Genomic DNA, 16,181 nt, shown 5'->3' with positions numbered 1-16,181 from the left:
CAACCTATTATCCCCTAATGCCTTCATTTGATTATTGTATGTTTTAGATATGCACTGAAAACCTTGATTTGAATGAAGAATTACTTCTTATACCGCCCTTGTTGTAGCCAGTTTTTCGACAATGTCACTCACCAACTTCAGATCATTTCGTGTTGATAGCTCCCACGCGACAATTTCATCATTAAACAGACTTGGATAGCAAACAGATCATAGAAACGATCTCCAAGATTTAGATAGGTTATATCTATAACAGTAACATAATGACGGTTCGGTTGATTCGTTTTAAATATACGATTGAGTCAATTTGGTCTTTCATTAACCTATACACACGTTGATGATTCACATGAAATCCCTCTTTTTTAGTGCTACTTGTAAACGGGAGCATCCATAAAGAGAGAATGTACCACCAACGCCGCTTCACATGCCAAGTGAAGAAGATGTGCCAAGTTCTACATGTATCCCGAAGCGGGTATTATAAATGGCGAAATCACACCAAAAGTCCCAAGCCAATATCAAGGGAACACTTAACTAAAGAAATACATTGTATTTTTCTAGAGCCACGTTGTTTATATGGAAGCCCGAAGGTAACATCTGTGTTACGCCAAAAAGGAAAGTATATTTCACAAAAAACAGTGACCAGAATCATAAAAGAACAAGGGTTACAATCAAAAACTATAAAAAAAGATAAAGCTACTACAAATTCCAAATATTCTTATCCGATACATAACAATATGTTGGATCGTCAATTCAAGGTAGAAACGCCAAATCAAACTTAGGTAGCTTATATTATTTATATACCGACGAAAGAAGTTTAGTTTATTTAGCAAGTCTGATGGACTTGTATTCTAAAAAAATTGTGGGTTGCCATGCTAATCCGGGGTATTTTTTGTCCGATTTTAAGACAAATTCATCAGTGCTTTTATACAGATGCAATGTTATCCTTAGACATGTAACTTGTAGTTACATGCAGTTTCCCTAAACAAGTATCCTGTAGGTCCTAGACTCTTTCTAGGGCTTCTTCCCATTTATCTAGAGTGATATCTTGTGTACTTCCCTCCCTTAATAAAGTACTCAGATGGATACTTTCACTCTAAATCCTTATTTATTTTTTCAATTCTAAATACTGAAGGTATATGAGGTTGCATTCTTATATTAGACTCTTCAATCGCTACTATATACCGCGGATTTAAAGCAACTTGCATTTCGTTTCCTGTTTCCACATCTATATGAGGTAACACAACAAAAGTATTAAGAAATTCTCCCTCACCATTTACAAGTGTCTTTCCAATGAGGGAACCAAGCTGAATCGATACAATATATTCTTTCCCATTTGATAAAATAATTTTAGCCAAACTGTCCATCCGTATCCCACTCCTCACTTTGTCAAAATAACCAATTTATCATATATTTTCTATATACTTTATATGCCCATTTTTCATATCTATGCCTCTTTCTATAAAAGTACATATGGACGTAAAAAGAGAGCAACCAAGGGAATGGATGCTCTTACATCATGTATATAGAAAGGAAGGTCTTTGGAAAAGCACTATTAATAGGTGTTGTCCTATGCTTCATTATATGCTTATTCTTAGAAAAAAGTTCTAGGCAACACATTGTTTTTGGTTTTAAAAACCATTTTTCTGCATATACTAAAAATGGTTGGAAAACTGACGCTGTCTACTGTTTATTTCAGACCCTTAACTTAGTAAGCAGTTACAATCCATCTGTTTTCCTCCAACATTTCTTTCAGAAGGGTGAAGAGTGCGAATGGATATCCCTTATCCCAAAATTAACCTACCACACATCTATATCTTTGCATTCTTCATTCCTTCATACATCTCTTACCGCCTTCATCCATCACCCCATTATAAATCCTATAAAAAAGAGCACCTCAATAATAAAAGTGCTCTCTTCTAGTACAACTTGTACTGCATGTACTTATTATTAAAAAATTAGCCTAAAAACTTAATCTAACATTATGTATTATTTAGCCCCTCTTTCAACCGCTAAGCATATATGTTTAACTTTCCCGGTTATACATTCATGTCTAAAACTTAGCGGCTGAAAGAAGAGCAAAAGCTCTTCCGAATTACAATGGATGCCCGTAAATCTATTTATACATATATTGTAAAAATGGTTTCCGCCATCATTTACCTAATTTAAAATACCATACAATCCTATATTCAACTATCTATTTTTTGTCCTTTATTAAAGAACACTTTTCTCTCCTCACTACAAACCCTGCATGTTAAAATACATATACCCTAATTAAATTTCTACGAGGACGTAAAAACTCACTTGTCCTCCTACTCACTTCCAGAGCTACATGACTTGTCTTATACAGACCATGTAGCTCTCTTTTTTATAGCAAACTATAGACTTATCTTGCACATTAGCATTCTGTGAGAACATACGAAAAAATTATAATTTTTTAATAACTTTATCCCTATTTTTTCTTTTCCTTCTTACATATAAAAATAACGATTACATTCTTATCACCATAATCTTAATTTCATTATATAATACTATTAATATAAATTACTTTTAAAGGATGAATAACTGTGAAGTTCAAAAAATTACTCTTAACTGTCTTATATTGCTCATTATCCCTAACCATACCCTCAATTAGTGTGAGCGCTCAAGAAGGACAACCTATCACTTCTGATAAAAGTACAACGAATCACTCTGTCTCTACCTCTCCTTTCTTTCCATCCATCCTTCCGAGTTTCCAAAAACTGCACACACCATCACTGGCGAATCTCCCTCAACAACTTATCATCGTCCAAACCTCTGGCAACTATAATCAACAAGAAGCCGCCAATATGACACAGCGTATTAGCAACATTGATAGCAAAACCCTATATGCTCTTTACCATAAAAATATTCGTATTAAACTCATTAACTTTCCGATCACTTATTTACCCGAATATTCTTATTTAAGAGGACAAATCCCTAGAGGCTGGGAAGGTACAGGCTATACCTGGGACTCTGTTCCAGGTATTGGCGGGAATCCCGTTGTTGCTCGTATAGGATATAGTAATTACGGTAATATGCATACTTCAATCAATCTTGAATTACACGAAACAGCTCACGCTATTGATCGTTATGTATTCCAAAACATTAGCTATTCACAAGAATTCTTAAAAATTCATAGTCGTGAATATAATTCCTTTTCCAACAGTTCTTATTACTACTATCCCGAGGAATATTTTGCTGAAGCCTATGCCTACTATTATTTGAATAGTTCTACTCATGAAACTTTAAAAACACGCGCTCCTTATACCTACGAGTTCATACAAAAACTACCTCTTCGTTTATAATTGTATCCATGTACATGTATTAGCGATACAACAATTTTTTAAGTCGTTCCTACCACATCAAAGATTCCCTGTTTACTCTAAATAAAGAAATAAGATGACAGAGTAACATTCTTTTTTGTAAACATAATTACTACAAGAATTAGTATTTTTCTATATACAAAATAAAGAGCATCTTTAAAGATGCTCTTTCCATTCAACGGCTACATTCAATCTCGCACCATCGAAAACTGGTTTCGGATTTTAGATACCGTCATTATGAACCGTTTAGAATTTTAATACCATCATCGTGAGTTGCGTTTTCCGACACTTCCCACCATACAAATATAACACATTACTTCCAAAATAACCGACACATTTTCTGCCAAAAAGCGGCCACAACTCCGCCAGTGTGTTTCATAGTTCAAATTTTCCCACTGCATCTGTTACTTCTACTGGTACACCAAATATACTTTTTTTCATTTCTATCATCTTCTTTTTAATAATCCATTCTGGATAATTCAATTCTTCTAATATAGTTCTAAAATAAGTTGGATTCAGCTTTAACATATCCGGATTTCTTCCCGTATTCCTTTTATATTTAATGATTACTTCTAATAGTTCTTCATTTAACATGAATCACAATTACCTCCCCTTACAGTTTATATGTATGTATATACACCATTCGATTTCTCGATACCTGTACCCATATCTTATATTGTGTGTAACTGACCCCTTCTCCAAATCCCTTGATATCATTGACCTAATTAAACATTCCCTTTTGAGTTACACAGTATGAATTTTACGAGTAACTGTATAGATTCAAAAAGAAAAAGCAATGCTTAAATTTTAAACCTAGTCATTGCTTTATCCATTGCATCTTGGTTTACCCCTATATAACGTAATGTGACCTTCTCTGACGAGTAATTGAATATCTCCATAAATAAATTTTTTGTTTGCATGTACATATGATACCCGTACGTCTTTCTCAATATATGTGTTCCTATTTCATCTAATCCAAACTCTGCCGCTGCTCCGCTTTATATCTTATATGCCATACTACGAACAATTGGACGATTCCTACCTTGTCTACTTTGCAATAAATACTCACTATCTTCTCTTTCTTCAATAAACCATTTGAGTTCTCTTTTCAATGCTGCAGTAATTTGTATTCGTTTCTGTTTCCCGGTTTTCTTTTCTCTTATAGATATATGACTACCTTTGACATCCCCTACCTTCAATTTCAAAATGTCCGATATTCTCAAACCTGTATTGATTCCCATAATGAAGAGAATGTAATTACGTAAGCTCTTTTCTTTAAAATACTCTAACCTTAACACATCGATACGTACGCTCATGCCGATTTCGCTATATACCATATAATCACATACATCTTCATCTTCTAAATAACGCTTAATGATGATGTCTCTTTGATCCTTTCCTGCGCGCCCATTACCCAAACGACTAAGAAACTGGTCAATACGAAATGATGTTTGCTTAATCCACTCTTCTCTTTTACTTTGTTGAATATTAACCATCGCTACATCATTTGTAGGTCCATGATATCTAATTTCATAAGAAGGAGTGACTTTCATTTCTTCACGCATCATTCCAAACTGTCTATATAAACGTACATTTTCGAGAACACCTTCTAATTTTTTCTGCGTTGCTATTCTATCAATTTTTTGTAAGAAAGATAATTGTTTCGTCATACAAGACCACTCCTTTTTATTACTTTTGTCTTAATGCTCTAAGTCTACGTTCATAATGCAAGCCACGAACCCCTATTCATTCTTCAATTTCACGCATACTTATTTTTTTTGTTTTCCCCACTCATGTAATTAATCCTTTAGTGTCTTTCTTCCCCATCTCCCTTCCAAAATAAAAGAGGCCACCATTTCTTAAAACAGCTGCAATTGCTGTTTTAAAAATTGGTGGCCTCTAGTTTTCTAGCCAGACTCTATCCAAATTCTATTTATTTCAAATAACCAGTTCGTACAAAAATATTCCTCCAAACCTTATCAAACTGATATTTTTCCACTACCTTCGCACGACGCGCAATTGATTTTCTAATTTTTCTTTTCTTCAAAGCTTTCATTCTTCTACCCTCACTTTACAACAGCATTTTTATTTTATGGTTTTTAAAACCATTTTTCTCCCTGATTAAGAATAAATCATTTAACTCCGAATATATTATAAACATCTCCCCTTCAGGAGACATCCCATATTTGAGTCACCTTCGAAGTTGAGCACTTAGTTTTACTAACTTGCTCAACTTTGGTTATTTTAACCAAATAATTCGATTGCCATACATAAAAAAATACAATCAACCATTACAAGGAGGATTTAATAATGAACGGTATTAAGCAGAAAAACCTCTTTACTAACAATACTGACTTTTACATTTTACTTGGTGATTATACAGATATTGTAAGCTATCACGAAACATGGAACGATGCCACAATAACTTTAAGGTCTATTCATATCTCTGATAGTAGCTGGACTTCCATTTGGATTTTGAAACCAGGTGAAACCCTTTCAGGTACTTACATAAATGCTCCCCACGAGGAACATGGGGATGTTTCATATAGATCATAAAAATCCCTTTAATTCGATTGAAAACATCATAGGTGTTAAATAAGATACTGAATTGTTATATAACAATTCATATTTCTAACTCATTCAGTAGCTCACCAATGCCTTCCTAAAACAGGTTTATTTTTCATTCTCAAATTCTTAATTTCTACCCGTCTATCTTTTCATGACCGATCAACAAAATCATCGTTCAACATTAGGTATATATAACCAAACACTCATGATTCCCTGGTATAAAAAACGGACTCATGTGCATACTGTAAACACCTCCTTTAATCGAGTTTTTGTTATTTCGGTCACCCTTTTGTTTAAGCAGTTAGCTTTTGCTAGCTGCTATTTTTTGGTTCAAAGAACCAATAACTCCAACATACATATACTATCTTGAATCCTTACTTTCCTAATTATTCCTTGTTCATGACTCACACACATAAACATAAATAAAATGGTTTAAGGCTTCATAAGCGAGCACTCTGGCACAAGTGCTCGTTTTTATTAAATAACTATCCTTGCTATTGCAATCACTATTGTTATAAGCGACATTCCTATCAAATATGCTGTCCATGAAACATAACCGCCTCTCTTCCAACATTCATGAAACGGATTAAATCCCATCATCTTTCATCACCTACCTTTACTTCCGTGCGTGATAGGTAAGGCTTTGATATTATTTCCACCTTTTCCCCCACCTAACACCGTACGTGTCAGTTTCCCGACATACGGCGTCACATCATCTTACTCGATCCTATGAGTTACATCTAATTGATTTAGTCTTCAACGAACAAAACTAGGGACTATCCCTCCACATTCATTACATGATTCGTCGGTACTGTGTCCCCACCTTCACAAGAATAAAGCAATTTCGGTTCGTTAGAACCTTATATGCACCTGTCTGCTAGTAGGCGTTTGCGACAGTTTCTTGCTTACCACGTTCCGATTGACTTAGCTATACATGTATTCTTAGGTGCTTGCTGTAAGCCTGTTATCTTTACATCCTCATCGTTAGATGTTCCGAAGTTCATATTATTCAATCTTACTTTTCGGTAGATAACGTCGTCATTGACGACATACACATTTCTAATGTATTAAGCGTTTAGACCCATACATTCGCATGTTCGTCAGTCCTTTTTGGACATTCTCACCATAGATATTTTGTAGCATCCCGGCCTATCCATCACCATATGATTTCTCACTTAGGTTTTGTTCAGCCGACTTCACCTAGCTTCATACAATTTATGACTACTATCACGCCTTGCATGTAGGAGTATCAGATAAGTAGTTTCAGCTCAACCTGACGGCTTTCATTCCTACTTTCAGCCAATCAGTTGTTGCTATCAAATTGATAACCCTCCTATTTCGTATACACACACCTATAAGGAAACGTGTCGCGCAAATAAAGCTTTTGTTTGATTGTCATCCGCCTATATTAGGATTGATACATTCCCACATGTAATCATCAAATTCAATCTCTACGTTCTTAATAATTTCGCCCTTATAAATTTCAACATCTTGATTAAATTCCATACCACGCCCAAAAATATAAATTTTTATATCTACGTTGTATTCTTTAGACAAGGTTACTAATAGAACTACATCTATTTCCCAAGCCGCTTTATAACCTTCCAGTATACATATCTCTAATTTGTCTTCATCATCTACAAAATGAAGTGAGTTACATGAATTACTTATTATTAGAAAATCATCCTAAAACCTAATTTTAAATTATATATTATTTAACTTCTCTTCCAAACAAACATACGTTTAACTTTCCCAATTATATATTCATGTCTCAAACTTAACCGCTGAAAGAAGAGCGCAAACTCTTCTGCTACTTCAACACTTTTAATTCGCTAACCTCGTCTAGAAATAAGACATCAAAATAAAACTGACAAGTCTATAATTCTCCCCCCTTCATTCATACAAAAATAAAAAATAGCCAGTGTACCCTCCGATAGTAATCTTCATTCCCCTACCCTTCACTATGTATACCTAAAATTAAAGCTTCACGATTTAATACATTTATTAATTAAAAAAACCATTTAAATCAATATAATCAACTTAACCACACAACAGATATATACGCAGCTCATATTTTAAATTAAGATAGGGCAAAAGTGAGATACATAATTATTTTCACTGCTAATATAATTTCGCCCTATATTTTTTATTAGGATAACAACATTTCAATTCCGATAATTCGACCACATTCTACTAATCGTTTTGTAACTTCAATATCTTCACGGCTCGGCGCCGGATCTCCTGAGGGATGGTTATGAAGACATATAATAGAGGCTGCTGCCCGACGGAACGCTTCTTTAAAAACTTCCCTTGGGTGCACAATCGACGTATTTAAACTTCCAATAAAAATAGTTTGCCTATGTATAACTTGATTTTTCGTATTCAAATATAAACAAACAAAATGCTCCTGTTGCAAAAAACGCATCTCTTCCATCATATAACTCGCACAATCTTCTGGACTTCGAATACTATATCTATTTTGATATTCTAAACGTACCATTCTTCTACCTAATTCAAAAGCAGCCATAAGCTGCGACGCCTTTGCAATCCCAACACCATGAATGCTCATCATCTCTTCTAACGTTGCATCCTTTAACATTCGTAAGCCGTCAAAATGATGTAGAATATTATCTGATAACGTTAACACTGTTTCTTCTTTAGAACCCGTTCTGAGTAAAACTGCAAGAAGTTCTCGATTCGATAAACTTCCTGCTCCTTCTAACAATAAACGCTCCCGTGGCTGTTCTTCTCTCACAACATCACGAATACCGTTCATCTCTCCACCCCTTTTTTTACGATTTCTCCTAAAGAAAACCCCATGCAATTTTACGCATGGGTTACATCGCTATCAAACTGTTTTAATTCACGGACAAGACGCGCAATTGGCAAGCCAACTACACTGTAGTAGTCCCCTTGAATATGTTGAACAAAAATAGACCCTTTACCTTGAATTCCATAGCTCCCTGCTTTATCAAGTGGTTCCTTCGATGCAACGTATACGTCTATTTCCTCTTCTGTTAATCCCCAAAATGTTACTTCTGTACGTTCATAAAAAGTTACCGTTTTTTCTTTCGATATAATTGCAACACCTGTGTATACTTCGTGTGTTTTCCCCGATAATAATCGTAACATTTCTTTCGCCTCAGCCTCATTAGACGGCTTTCCAAGAATACGCGAATCATATGTAACAATTGTATCTGCACCTAGTACAACTTGATTACTATGGTTTTCTGCCACAGCAGATGCTTTTTGCAAAGCAAGCGACATAACAATATCAGAAGGTGATGAATATGCACCAATCGTCTCTTCTACTTCACTAACAACGATTTCAAATGGCACATCAGCTAATTCAAGCAGTTCCTTCCTCCTAGGTGATCCTGAAGCTAAAATAATTTTCCTCATATTTTCTCCTTCCCTTCTCGCATGAAGCAGAATAATTCAAATCAATCGTATCAAAGGAATAGTTTCCCCACAAATTCTAGAAATATCATTTTCTCTAAACAAAATAATAGTTCTTTTTAAATACGATTATATGCTGCCCATACAGAAAGCACTTTGCTCTAAATTCAAAAGAAAAGAAAGAAGTATATGTACTTCTTTCCCCTTCATCATTATCTTATTATTTTACTTTTTGTGAAACCATTTTTTCGTACGAAAGTAATCCATCAATAATAACTTGATTTAATTTAGCTATAGATTCCTTATCGTTCTTCCCTTCCTTAATCGTTTGCACCGCTATTGACGTATACGTATAAAGCTTCTTCGCATCTTCACGCTTCATACTCTTCCCTTCCTTTTCCATAGCTTTCCACTCTTTTTGAATCGCTTCTATATCTTTTGGATTACTTTTTCCACTAGTTTGTACGCTGGACACATATTTTGCTAAATGAGTATATAATGGCTGCACTTTCGCTAAAAACATTCCTACTTCTTTATCATTTTTGAGCAATGCTTTATCTGTAATATCCCAATTTTTTTTCAAAACTGAAACACCATCTTGCTTATACTGATCTATTAATTGATTAACAGCCTGTTCATCGCTCGTAATAGCAACAACTAACGCATACTTATCACCACTCGGTTTCAAAGTAGCCACGCCCCCATTACTTTTCCACTCTTCAATAGCAGCCTGTCCTTTTTCTTCAGAGGAATAAAGCCCTCCTTGAACGAAAAATAGTTTCATTGGGTCTAATGACGTTCCTACCTGTGCTTTTGGTTTTTCCTCTTTCGGTGTTGGTGTTTGTTCTGCCGTTCCACCCACCTTTTGTTCCTCATTACCCGTCTGCTTCGAAGCCGTTACCTTACCTTCTCCTGTCGTCCCTTGTCCAGTTAATAAATGAATCATACCCATCCCAAATGCAGTACCAATAATTATTGCAGTTGCAACGATTGCGATTATTGTATTGCTCCACTTCTTTCGATATTTTTCCATAGATACTGATTTCGCTTTTTGAAACGGAACGACATTTTTCGGTCTCTCACTTTCTGCTACCATCCAGTCAAACTCATCCTTCTTTTGTTCCTCATACTTCGCCTCTGTTCCATTTACTTTCACCGAGATCGTTCGTGATTGCTTGTCCATACACTCACACCTCACCTCTTGTCATTGTCCGCATCATATCATATTCATTCCACAAAAAAACGAGATATTTGTCAGAGGAATTCGTCAAATAACCCTATATTATTATCTTATATGTATGCATTTGACTTCATTTGTAGAACAAAAAACTAGATAGCAAAGACTATCTAGTTTTTCTCGCGAATATATTTTCTAACTTCGGAAATGAAATACAAAGAACCTGTTATGATAAAAACATCATGTTCTCCTATCATGTCAACCTTTGTATCAATTGCCTCTTTCCAATCTTCAAAAACTAATTTTGACTCTTGTTGCGAATACGATGCAAGCTTGTCAGCAGAAATGGCACGATCAAAGGCAAACGTCGTAAATATTATTTCATCAGCAACTTTTTCTAATTGCCCTACCATGTTATGTAACTGTTTGTCACCAAGAGCAGTAAATAAAACTATTACATTCTTCTTTTTATAATGTGCCTCTACTGTTTTTACAAGACTTTCAATACCTTCTGGATTATGAGCACCATCTATTATAATATCTGGATTACTTTGTAACTTTTCAAATCGACCAATCCAGTAGGCTTCTTGTAAGCCAGCTTTCATCTCCTCTTCATTAATTAAAAATGATAAATATGTTTTTAAATACATTACTGCCATAAGCGCTAGCGCTGCATTGCCTACTTGATGAATACCTTTCATTGAAATTCGAACATTTTCAAACGAGGCAAATGGACAATCAAAATCAAAATGTTCCCCATCTTCATTAGAATGTTTATGTAATGTTGTAAACTGTTTTCCAAGTTCATATAAGCTTGCATGGTTTTCCTTAGCAACCTTTTGAATTACTTGCAATGCTTCTTCATTTTTCACACCAGTAATAACTGGAACACCAGACTTAATAATCCCTGCCTTTTCATATGCAATTTCTCCTAGTGTATTGCCTAAAATATGCATATGATCGTGGCCGATATTCGTAATAATCGTGAGAACCGGATGAATAACATTTGTAGAATCAAATCTTCCCCCAAGCCCCGTTTCAAATAAAGCAACATCACAGAAATTAACTTTACCGAAATAATAAATTGCCATTACTGTAATGATTTCAAACTCAGTCGCTTCTCCTAAGTCCGTCTCATCTAATTTTTCAACGACTGGCTTTACCATATTTACAAGTTCCGCAATCTCTTCATCTGCAATCGGTATTCCGTTTACACTAATACGTTCATTGAATGTTTCTATGTAAGGCGATGTAAACGATCCTACTTTATATTTCGCACCTTCTAACATGTAGCGCATGTATGTTAAAGTTGAACCTTTTCCATTTGTGCCGGCTAGATGAACACATTTTATATGACGCTCTGGATTTCCGAGTTCTTCTAACATCCATTGCATTCTTTCTAGTCCTGGTTTTATCCCAAATTTCAATCGGCTATGAATCCAGTTTATCGCTTCTTCGTATGTATGTATCACGTTTGCTATTCCCCTTTCAAAAGACAAACTTCTTAATTCTATTATACGCAAAGCAAAGAGACTCACCAATATAGTGAGTCTCTGAAAAACATTTTTATTTCTCAAGATCCGCTAGACGTTGACGAACCGCTTCGCGTTTTTCTAGGTAATCTTGCTCTTTCGCACGCTCTCCGTCAATAACTTCTGCAGGAGCTTTCGCTACGAATCCTTGGTTTGAAAGTTTCTTCTGTACACGTTCTACTTCTTTATCGAACTTCTCAAGTTCTTTTTCAAGACGCGCTTTCTCTTCATCAAGATTGATAAGATCAGCTAACGGTAAGAATAACTCTGCACCTGATACGATTGCAGTCATCGCTTTTTCTGGCGCTTGTAAATCAATCTTAATTGTTAGTTCACTTGGGTTACAGAAACGCTCAATGTAAGAGCTGTTTTTCGTAAGCTGAGCTAGTACTACCTCGTCTTTTGCTTTAATTTGCATTTGAACTTTTTTGCTCATTGGCGTATTTACTTCCGCACGGATGTTACGAACAGAGCGAATGATATCAACTAGAAGGTGCATTTCTGCTGCCGCTTCTTTATCTTGTAAATCTTCGCGAACTGTTGGCCATGCTGCTACTGTAATAGACTCGCCTTCATGCGGTAAATGTTGCCAAATTTTCTCTGTTACAAATGGCATGAATGGATGTAATAGACGCATCGTTCGGTCTAATACGTAAGCTAAAATCGAACGAGTTGTTTTCTTAGCTGCTTCATCTTCACCGTATAGTGGAAGTTTCGCCATCTCAATGTACCAGTCACAGAAATCATCCCAAATGAAGTTGTATAATGAACGACCAGCTTCACCGAACTCATATTTATCCATGTTACGTGTTACACTTTCGATTGTTTCGTTTAAGCGAGTTAAAATCCACTTATCTGCAACTGATTTTTCACCAGTTAAATCGATTTCTTCATACTTCATGTCATCCATGTTCATTAATACGAAACGTGATGCGTTCCAAATTTTATTAATGAAGTTCCAAGTAGATTCTACTTTTTCCATGCTGAAACGTAAATCTTGACCTGGTGCACTTCCTGTTGATAAGAAGTAACGCATCGCATCTGCACCGTACTTCTCGATAACATCCATCGGATCAATACCGTTACCAAGAGATTTACTCATTTTACGTCCTTGCTCATCACGAACTAAACCGTGAATTAATACATCTTTAAATGGACGCTCTCCTGTAAACTCTAAACCTTGGAAAATCATACGAGATACCCAGAAGAAGATGATGTCATAACCAGTTACTAAAGCATCTGTTGAATAGAACTTTTTAAAGTCTGCTGCATCTTCATTCGGCCAGCCAAGTGTTGAGAATGGCCATAATGCTGAACTGAACCATGTATCAAGCACGTCATTATCTTGATTCCAGTTTTCAAGATCTGCTGGCGCTTCTGTACCTACGTATACTTCACCAGTTTCTTTATGATACCAAGCTGGAATGCGGTGTCCCCACCATAATTGACGAGAAATACACCAGTCATGAATGTTTTCCATCCAGCGTAAGTATGTGTTTTCAAAACGCTCTGGTACGAACGTTACTTTTTCTTCTTCTTTTTGTTGAAGTTCTACCGCTTTTTCTGCAAGTGGAGCCATTTTTACGAACCATTGTGTTGATAAATAAGGCTCAACAACTGCACCGCTACGCTCACTATGACCTACTGAGTGCATATGAGGCTCGATTTCTACTAATACGCCAGCTTCTTGTAAGTCTTTCACTAACTCTTTACGGCATTCGAAACGATCCATACCGTTATACTTACCAGCTTTTTCGTTCATCGTTCCATCTTCGTTCATTACTAAAATACGTGGTAAGTCATGACGGTTACCTACTTCAAAGTCATTCGGGTCATGAGCTGGTGTAATTTTCACAACGCCTGTTCCGAAGTCTTTTTCTACGTATTCATCAGCAATAATCGGAATCTCTCGGCCTACGATTGGAAGTGTAACTGTTTTTCCGATTAAATGTTTGTAGCGATCATCTTCTGGATGAACTGCTACCGCTGTATCACCAAGCATTGTTTCTGGACGAGTAGTTGCAAGGCGAATGTGACCAGAACCGTCTGTTAACGGATAGTTCATATGGTAGAATGCACCTTGAACTTCTTTATGAATTACTTCAATATCAGAAAGAGCTGTGCGTGTTGCTGGATCCCAGTTGATGATATACTCACCGCGGTAAATTAAGTCTTTTTCATATAATTGAACGAATACTTTATTAACAGCGTTAGATAAACCTTCGTCTAATGTGAAGCGTTCACGAGAATAGTCTAGTCCTAAACCAACTTTCCCCCATTGTTGACGAATGTGAGAAGCGTATTCTTCTTTCCATTCCCAAGCTTTTTCAAGGAATTTCTCACGACCAAGATCGTAACGTGAAATACCTTCTTCACGAAGTTTTCCTTCTACTTTCGCTTGCGTTGCGATACCAGCATGGTCCATTCCTGGAAGCCATAATACATCGTAACCTTGCATACGCTTTGTACGAGTTAAAATATCTTGAAGCGTCGTATCCCAAGCGTGACCTAAGTGTAACTTACCAGTTACGTTCGGAGGTGGAATTACAATTGTATATGGTTGTTTCTTCTCATCTCCTGTTGCTTCGAAATATTTGCCTTCAAGCCACCACTTGTAAAGGCCTTCTTCAACGGACATATGATCATATTTAGTTGGTAAATTATTTTCCGTATTTGACATTATTTTCCCTCCTTAAAATAAAAAATGCCCCTCATCCAAAAAAGGACGAGGGACATCGCGGTACCACCTTTATTTACAAACAAATTCAGAATTTGCTTATACTCTTAATTTGATAACGGACAAATCCGTCTTTTCCTAATAAGAATCATTCCGTTCAGAAAAGATGCTCCAGGGCTACCTTCTAACATAACTATCTAGAGAACCTCCCAGCCAATGGTTCCCCTCTCTGAAGACGTTTCATGTTATACTCTTCCCCTTCAATGCATTTATGTGATTGTTAATTATTATATACAATAGTGTAAAAAACGAAACCTTATTCGTCAAGATAAATTTGAAACTACGGCTTTTATCTCTTTATGAAACTAATAAAAAAAGATAAGCAGGGTTCTCCCTACTTATCTTCTTTATCCGTTCCCTTGCTGGGCAGCTTGTAATTGCGAAAGAAAATATTCTGTATTACTAATGAGCCAATGCGATTGCTGCAGAATTTTTACCCCGCGAAGCTCATTTTCTTCATTACGACTCTTTCTTCTTTTCGTATACGACTGAATTTGCCGAATAAAATGCGACGGGTACGTCATATACGCAAACATAAGAAGCTGCTCCTCTTTCGTAAATGGAAAATTTTTTTGATACATTTGATACCATTCAAAGCGGTCGCTCCGTGCAATTGGATATGTGTTCAAGGACCTTGAATAAAAGCTGACGATATCCTGTACCGGTGTAGCAAACTGAGACTTTTCTAAACTAATAAAATAACCGTTTCGTTCATAATCAAATAAAAAGTGATTAAGCGATACATTTCCATGAACGAAAGTAGTACGTGTTTTTTCCTTTTCTTTCATTGCATCATGCCATTCACTTAATTGTTTCGTTGCGAACTCACGTGCTCTCATAACGTGGTGATAATACGTACAATATTGTAATTCAAATGGAGACATATACCACTTCGCTTCTGATTCTACAAGAAACTCTTCTAATATCTCACCATCATTTTCCCAACGGCCGGATATATTTGTATAATGTTTTTCTAAATCTTCTTCTGTATAAGTCTCCTCTTTCACCGTTTTTTGATGCAACGTCCCGAGCGTTTGAAACATCTTATGGTATTGATCATTATCTTCGCCATTTCCTTCCGCACGTTCTAACCAAGGCATTAAATAATAGCTATATGCCCCATCACTTAAAACATAATTCCCGTCCGTCGTGTGATAGATAGGTACATAATTCGAAAAACCTTTCTCCTTCAAATATTGAATATGGTGTAAAAAATTATTCCGCTCTAATTTTCTATCTTGTATTTTCTTTAACGCATACGGACCTTGATTCGTATAAATTTTCATTACACTTCCGTGCTCTTCCATATGCTGAGTGTCCAATCTATATTGCCTCACAATGGGTTCATAGCGATTTCGTAATTCAATATCCATACGAATAACCCTTTCTTATTCAAAACATAGCTTCTAGGAAAAGAAAAGAGGTGAGTG

General features: G+C 35.9%; 12 protein-coding genes, 1 pseudogene and 1 other annotated feature. Of the genes and pseudogenes, 3 read left to right on the top strand and 10 right to left on the bottom strand.

The window, feature by feature from the left end; genetic code table 11:
- The first annotated feature begins 398 nt into the window (after nt 1-398).
- Nucleotides 399-776, top strand: a complete 378-nt coding sequence (locus tag MHH66_RS28550) for an IS3 family transposase (RefSeq protein ID WP_078184468.1) — start codon at nt 399-401, stop codon at nt 774-776.
- Nucleotides 777-1,085: 309 nt separating this feature from the next.
- Here the strand turns inward: MHH66_RS28550 and MHH66_RS04510 are convergent, their stop codons facing one another.
- Nucleotides 1,086-1,361 carry a hypothetical protein gene (locus MHH66_RS04510; protein WP_061688029.1) on the bottom strand — a complete coding sequence of 92 codons (276 nt, stop codon included), beginning with the start codon at nt 1,359-1,361 and terminating at the stop codon, nt 1,086-1,088.
- 1,269 nt (nt 1,362-2,630) lie between these two features.
- Here MHH66_RS04510 and MHH66_RS04505 point away from each other — a divergent pair.
- On the top strand, nt 2,631-3,320 hold the full coding sequence (locus MHH66_RS04505; RefSeq protein WP_340866694.1) for an anthrax toxin lethal factor-related metalloendopeptidase: 690 nt from the start codon (nt 2,631-2,633) through the stop codon (nt 3,318-3,320).
- Between the two features lie 393 nt (nt 3,321-3,713).
- On the opposite strand, the gene MHH66_RS04500 is transcribed toward MHH66_RS04505, so the two are convergent.
- The 3 genes and pseudogenes from MHH66_RS04500 to MHH66_RS04490 form a co-directional block, all read right to left on the bottom strand.
- Complete coding sequence (locus MHH66_RS04500) at nt 3,714-3,932, bottom strand: hypothetical protein (protein ID WP_078184469.1); 219 nt, start codon at nt 3,930-3,932, stop codon at nt 3,714-3,716.
- Between the two features lie 206 nt (nt 3,933-4,138).
- A pseudogene (locus MHH66_RS04495) lies at nt 4,139-4,654 on the bottom strand (tyrosine-type recombinase/integrase).
- Between the two features lie 617 nt (nt 4,655-5,271).
- Nucleotides 5,272-5,394 (bottom strand): DUF3983 domain-containing protein, encoded by a 123-nt coding sequence (locus MHH66_RS04490; protein ID WP_078184470.1) that lies wholly within the window; start codon nt 5,392-5,394, stop codon nt 5,272-5,274.
- Nucleotides 5,395-5,648: 254 nt separating this feature from the next.
- Here MHH66_RS04490 and MHH66_RS04485 point away from each other — a divergent pair, with 254 nt between their 5' ends.
- Nucleotides 5,649-5,894: a hypothetical protein gene (locus MHH66_RS04485; RefSeq protein WP_078184471.1), complete on the top strand. Its 246-nt coding sequence runs from the start codon at nt 5,649-5,651 to the stop codon at nt 5,892-5,894.
- 2,161 nt (nt 5,895-8,055) lie between these two features.
- Here the strand turns inward: MHH66_RS04485 and radC are convergent.
- The 6 genes from radC to ysxE form a co-directional block, all read right to left on the bottom strand.
- On the bottom strand, nt 8,056-8,682 hold the full coding sequence (gene radC / locus MHH66_RS04480) for a DNA repair protein RadC (protein ID WP_078184472.1): 627 nt from the start codon (nt 8,680-8,682) through the stop codon (nt 8,056-8,058).
- A gap of 50 nt (nt 8,683-8,732) precedes the next feature.
- Complete coding sequence (locus MHH66_RS04475; RefSeq protein ID WP_012261761.1) at nt 8,733-9,308, bottom strand: Maf family protein; 576 nt, start codon at nt 9,306-9,308, stop codon at nt 8,733-8,735.
- A 217-nt stretch (nt 9,309-9,525) separates the two neighbouring features.
- On the bottom strand, nt 9,526-10,488 hold the full coding sequence (locus MHH66_RS04470; RefSeq protein WP_063218775.1) for a hypothetical protein: 963 nt from the start codon (nt 10,486-10,488) through the stop codon (nt 9,526-9,528).
- Between the two features lie 164 nt (nt 10,489-10,652).
- A complete protein-coding gene (locus MHH66_RS04465; protein WP_078184473.1) occupies nt 10,653-11,954 on the bottom strand; it encodes a bifunctional folylpolyglutamate synthase/dihydrofolate synthase in 1,302 nt (433 codons plus the stop codon).
- A 94-nt stretch (nt 11,955-12,048) separates the two neighbouring features.
- Complete coding sequence (locus tag MHH66_RS04460) at nt 12,049-14,694, bottom strand: valine--tRNA ligase (RefSeq protein ID WP_078184474.1); 2,646 nt, start codon at nt 14,692-14,694, stop codon at nt 12,049-12,051.
- 38 nt (nt 14,695-14,732) lie between these two features.
- Nucleotides 14,733-14,964, bottom strand: a binding site (T-box leader).
- 134 nt (nt 14,965-15,098) lie between these two features.
- Nucleotides 15,099-16,124 carry a spore coat protein YsxE gene (ysxE, locus tag MHH66_RS04455; protein ID WP_012261764.1) on the bottom strand — a complete coding sequence of 342 codons (1,026 nt, stop codon included), beginning with the start codon at nt 16,122-16,124 and terminating at the stop codon, nt 15,099-15,101.
- Between the last annotated feature and the right edge of the window lie 57 nt (nt 16,125-16,181).

This window comes from Bacillus sp. FSL H8-0492 (genome assembly GCF_038006145.1).
Lineage (GTDB): Bacteria > Bacillota > Bacilli > Bacillales > Bacillaceae_G > Bacillus_A > Bacillus_A mycoides.
Note: the sequence above shows the minus strand (reverse complement) of the source record. Positions and strands in the feature narration are given on the sequence as shown.

Bases quoted from the DNA above. Each gene is read 5' to 3' on its own strand.
- MHH66_RS28550 (WP_078184468.1), top strand. From the start codon at position 399: ATGTACCACCAACGCCGCTTCACATGCCAAGTGAAGAAGATGTGCCAA.
- MHH66_RS04510 (WP_061688029.1), bottom strand. From the start codon at position 1,361: ATGGACAGTTTGGCTAAAATTATTTTATCAAATGGGAAAGAATATATT.
- MHH66_RS04500 (WP_078184469.1), bottom strand. From the start codon at position 3,932: ATGTTAAATGAAGAACTATTAGAAGTAATCATTAAATATAAAAGGAAT.
- MHH66_RS04490 (WP_078184470.1), bottom strand. From the start codon at position 5,394: ATGAAAGCTTTGAAGAAAAGAAAAATTAGAAAATCAATTGCGCGTCGT.
- MHH66_RS04485 (WP_078184471.1), top strand. From the start codon at position 5,649: ATGAACGGTATTAAGCAGAAAAACCTCTTTACTAACAATACTGACTTT.
- radC (WP_078184472.1), bottom strand. From the start codon at position 8,682: ATGAACGGTATTCGTGATGTTGTGAGAGAAGAACAGCCACGGGAGCGT.
- MHH66_RS04475 (WP_012261761.1), bottom strand. From the start codon at position 9,308: ATGAGGAAAATTATTTTAGCTTCAGGATCACCTAGGAGGAAGGAACTG.
- MHH66_RS04470 (WP_063218775.1), bottom strand. From the start codon at position 10,488: ATGGACAAGCAATCACGAACGATCTCGGTGAAAGTAAATGGAACAGAG.
- MHH66_RS04460 (WP_078184474.1), bottom strand. From the start codon at position 14,694: ATGTCAAATACGGAAAATAATTTACCAACTAAATATGATCATATGTCC.
- ysxE (WP_012261764.1), bottom strand. From the start codon at position 16,124: ATGGATATTGAATTACGAAATCGCTATGAACCCATTGTGAGGCAATAT.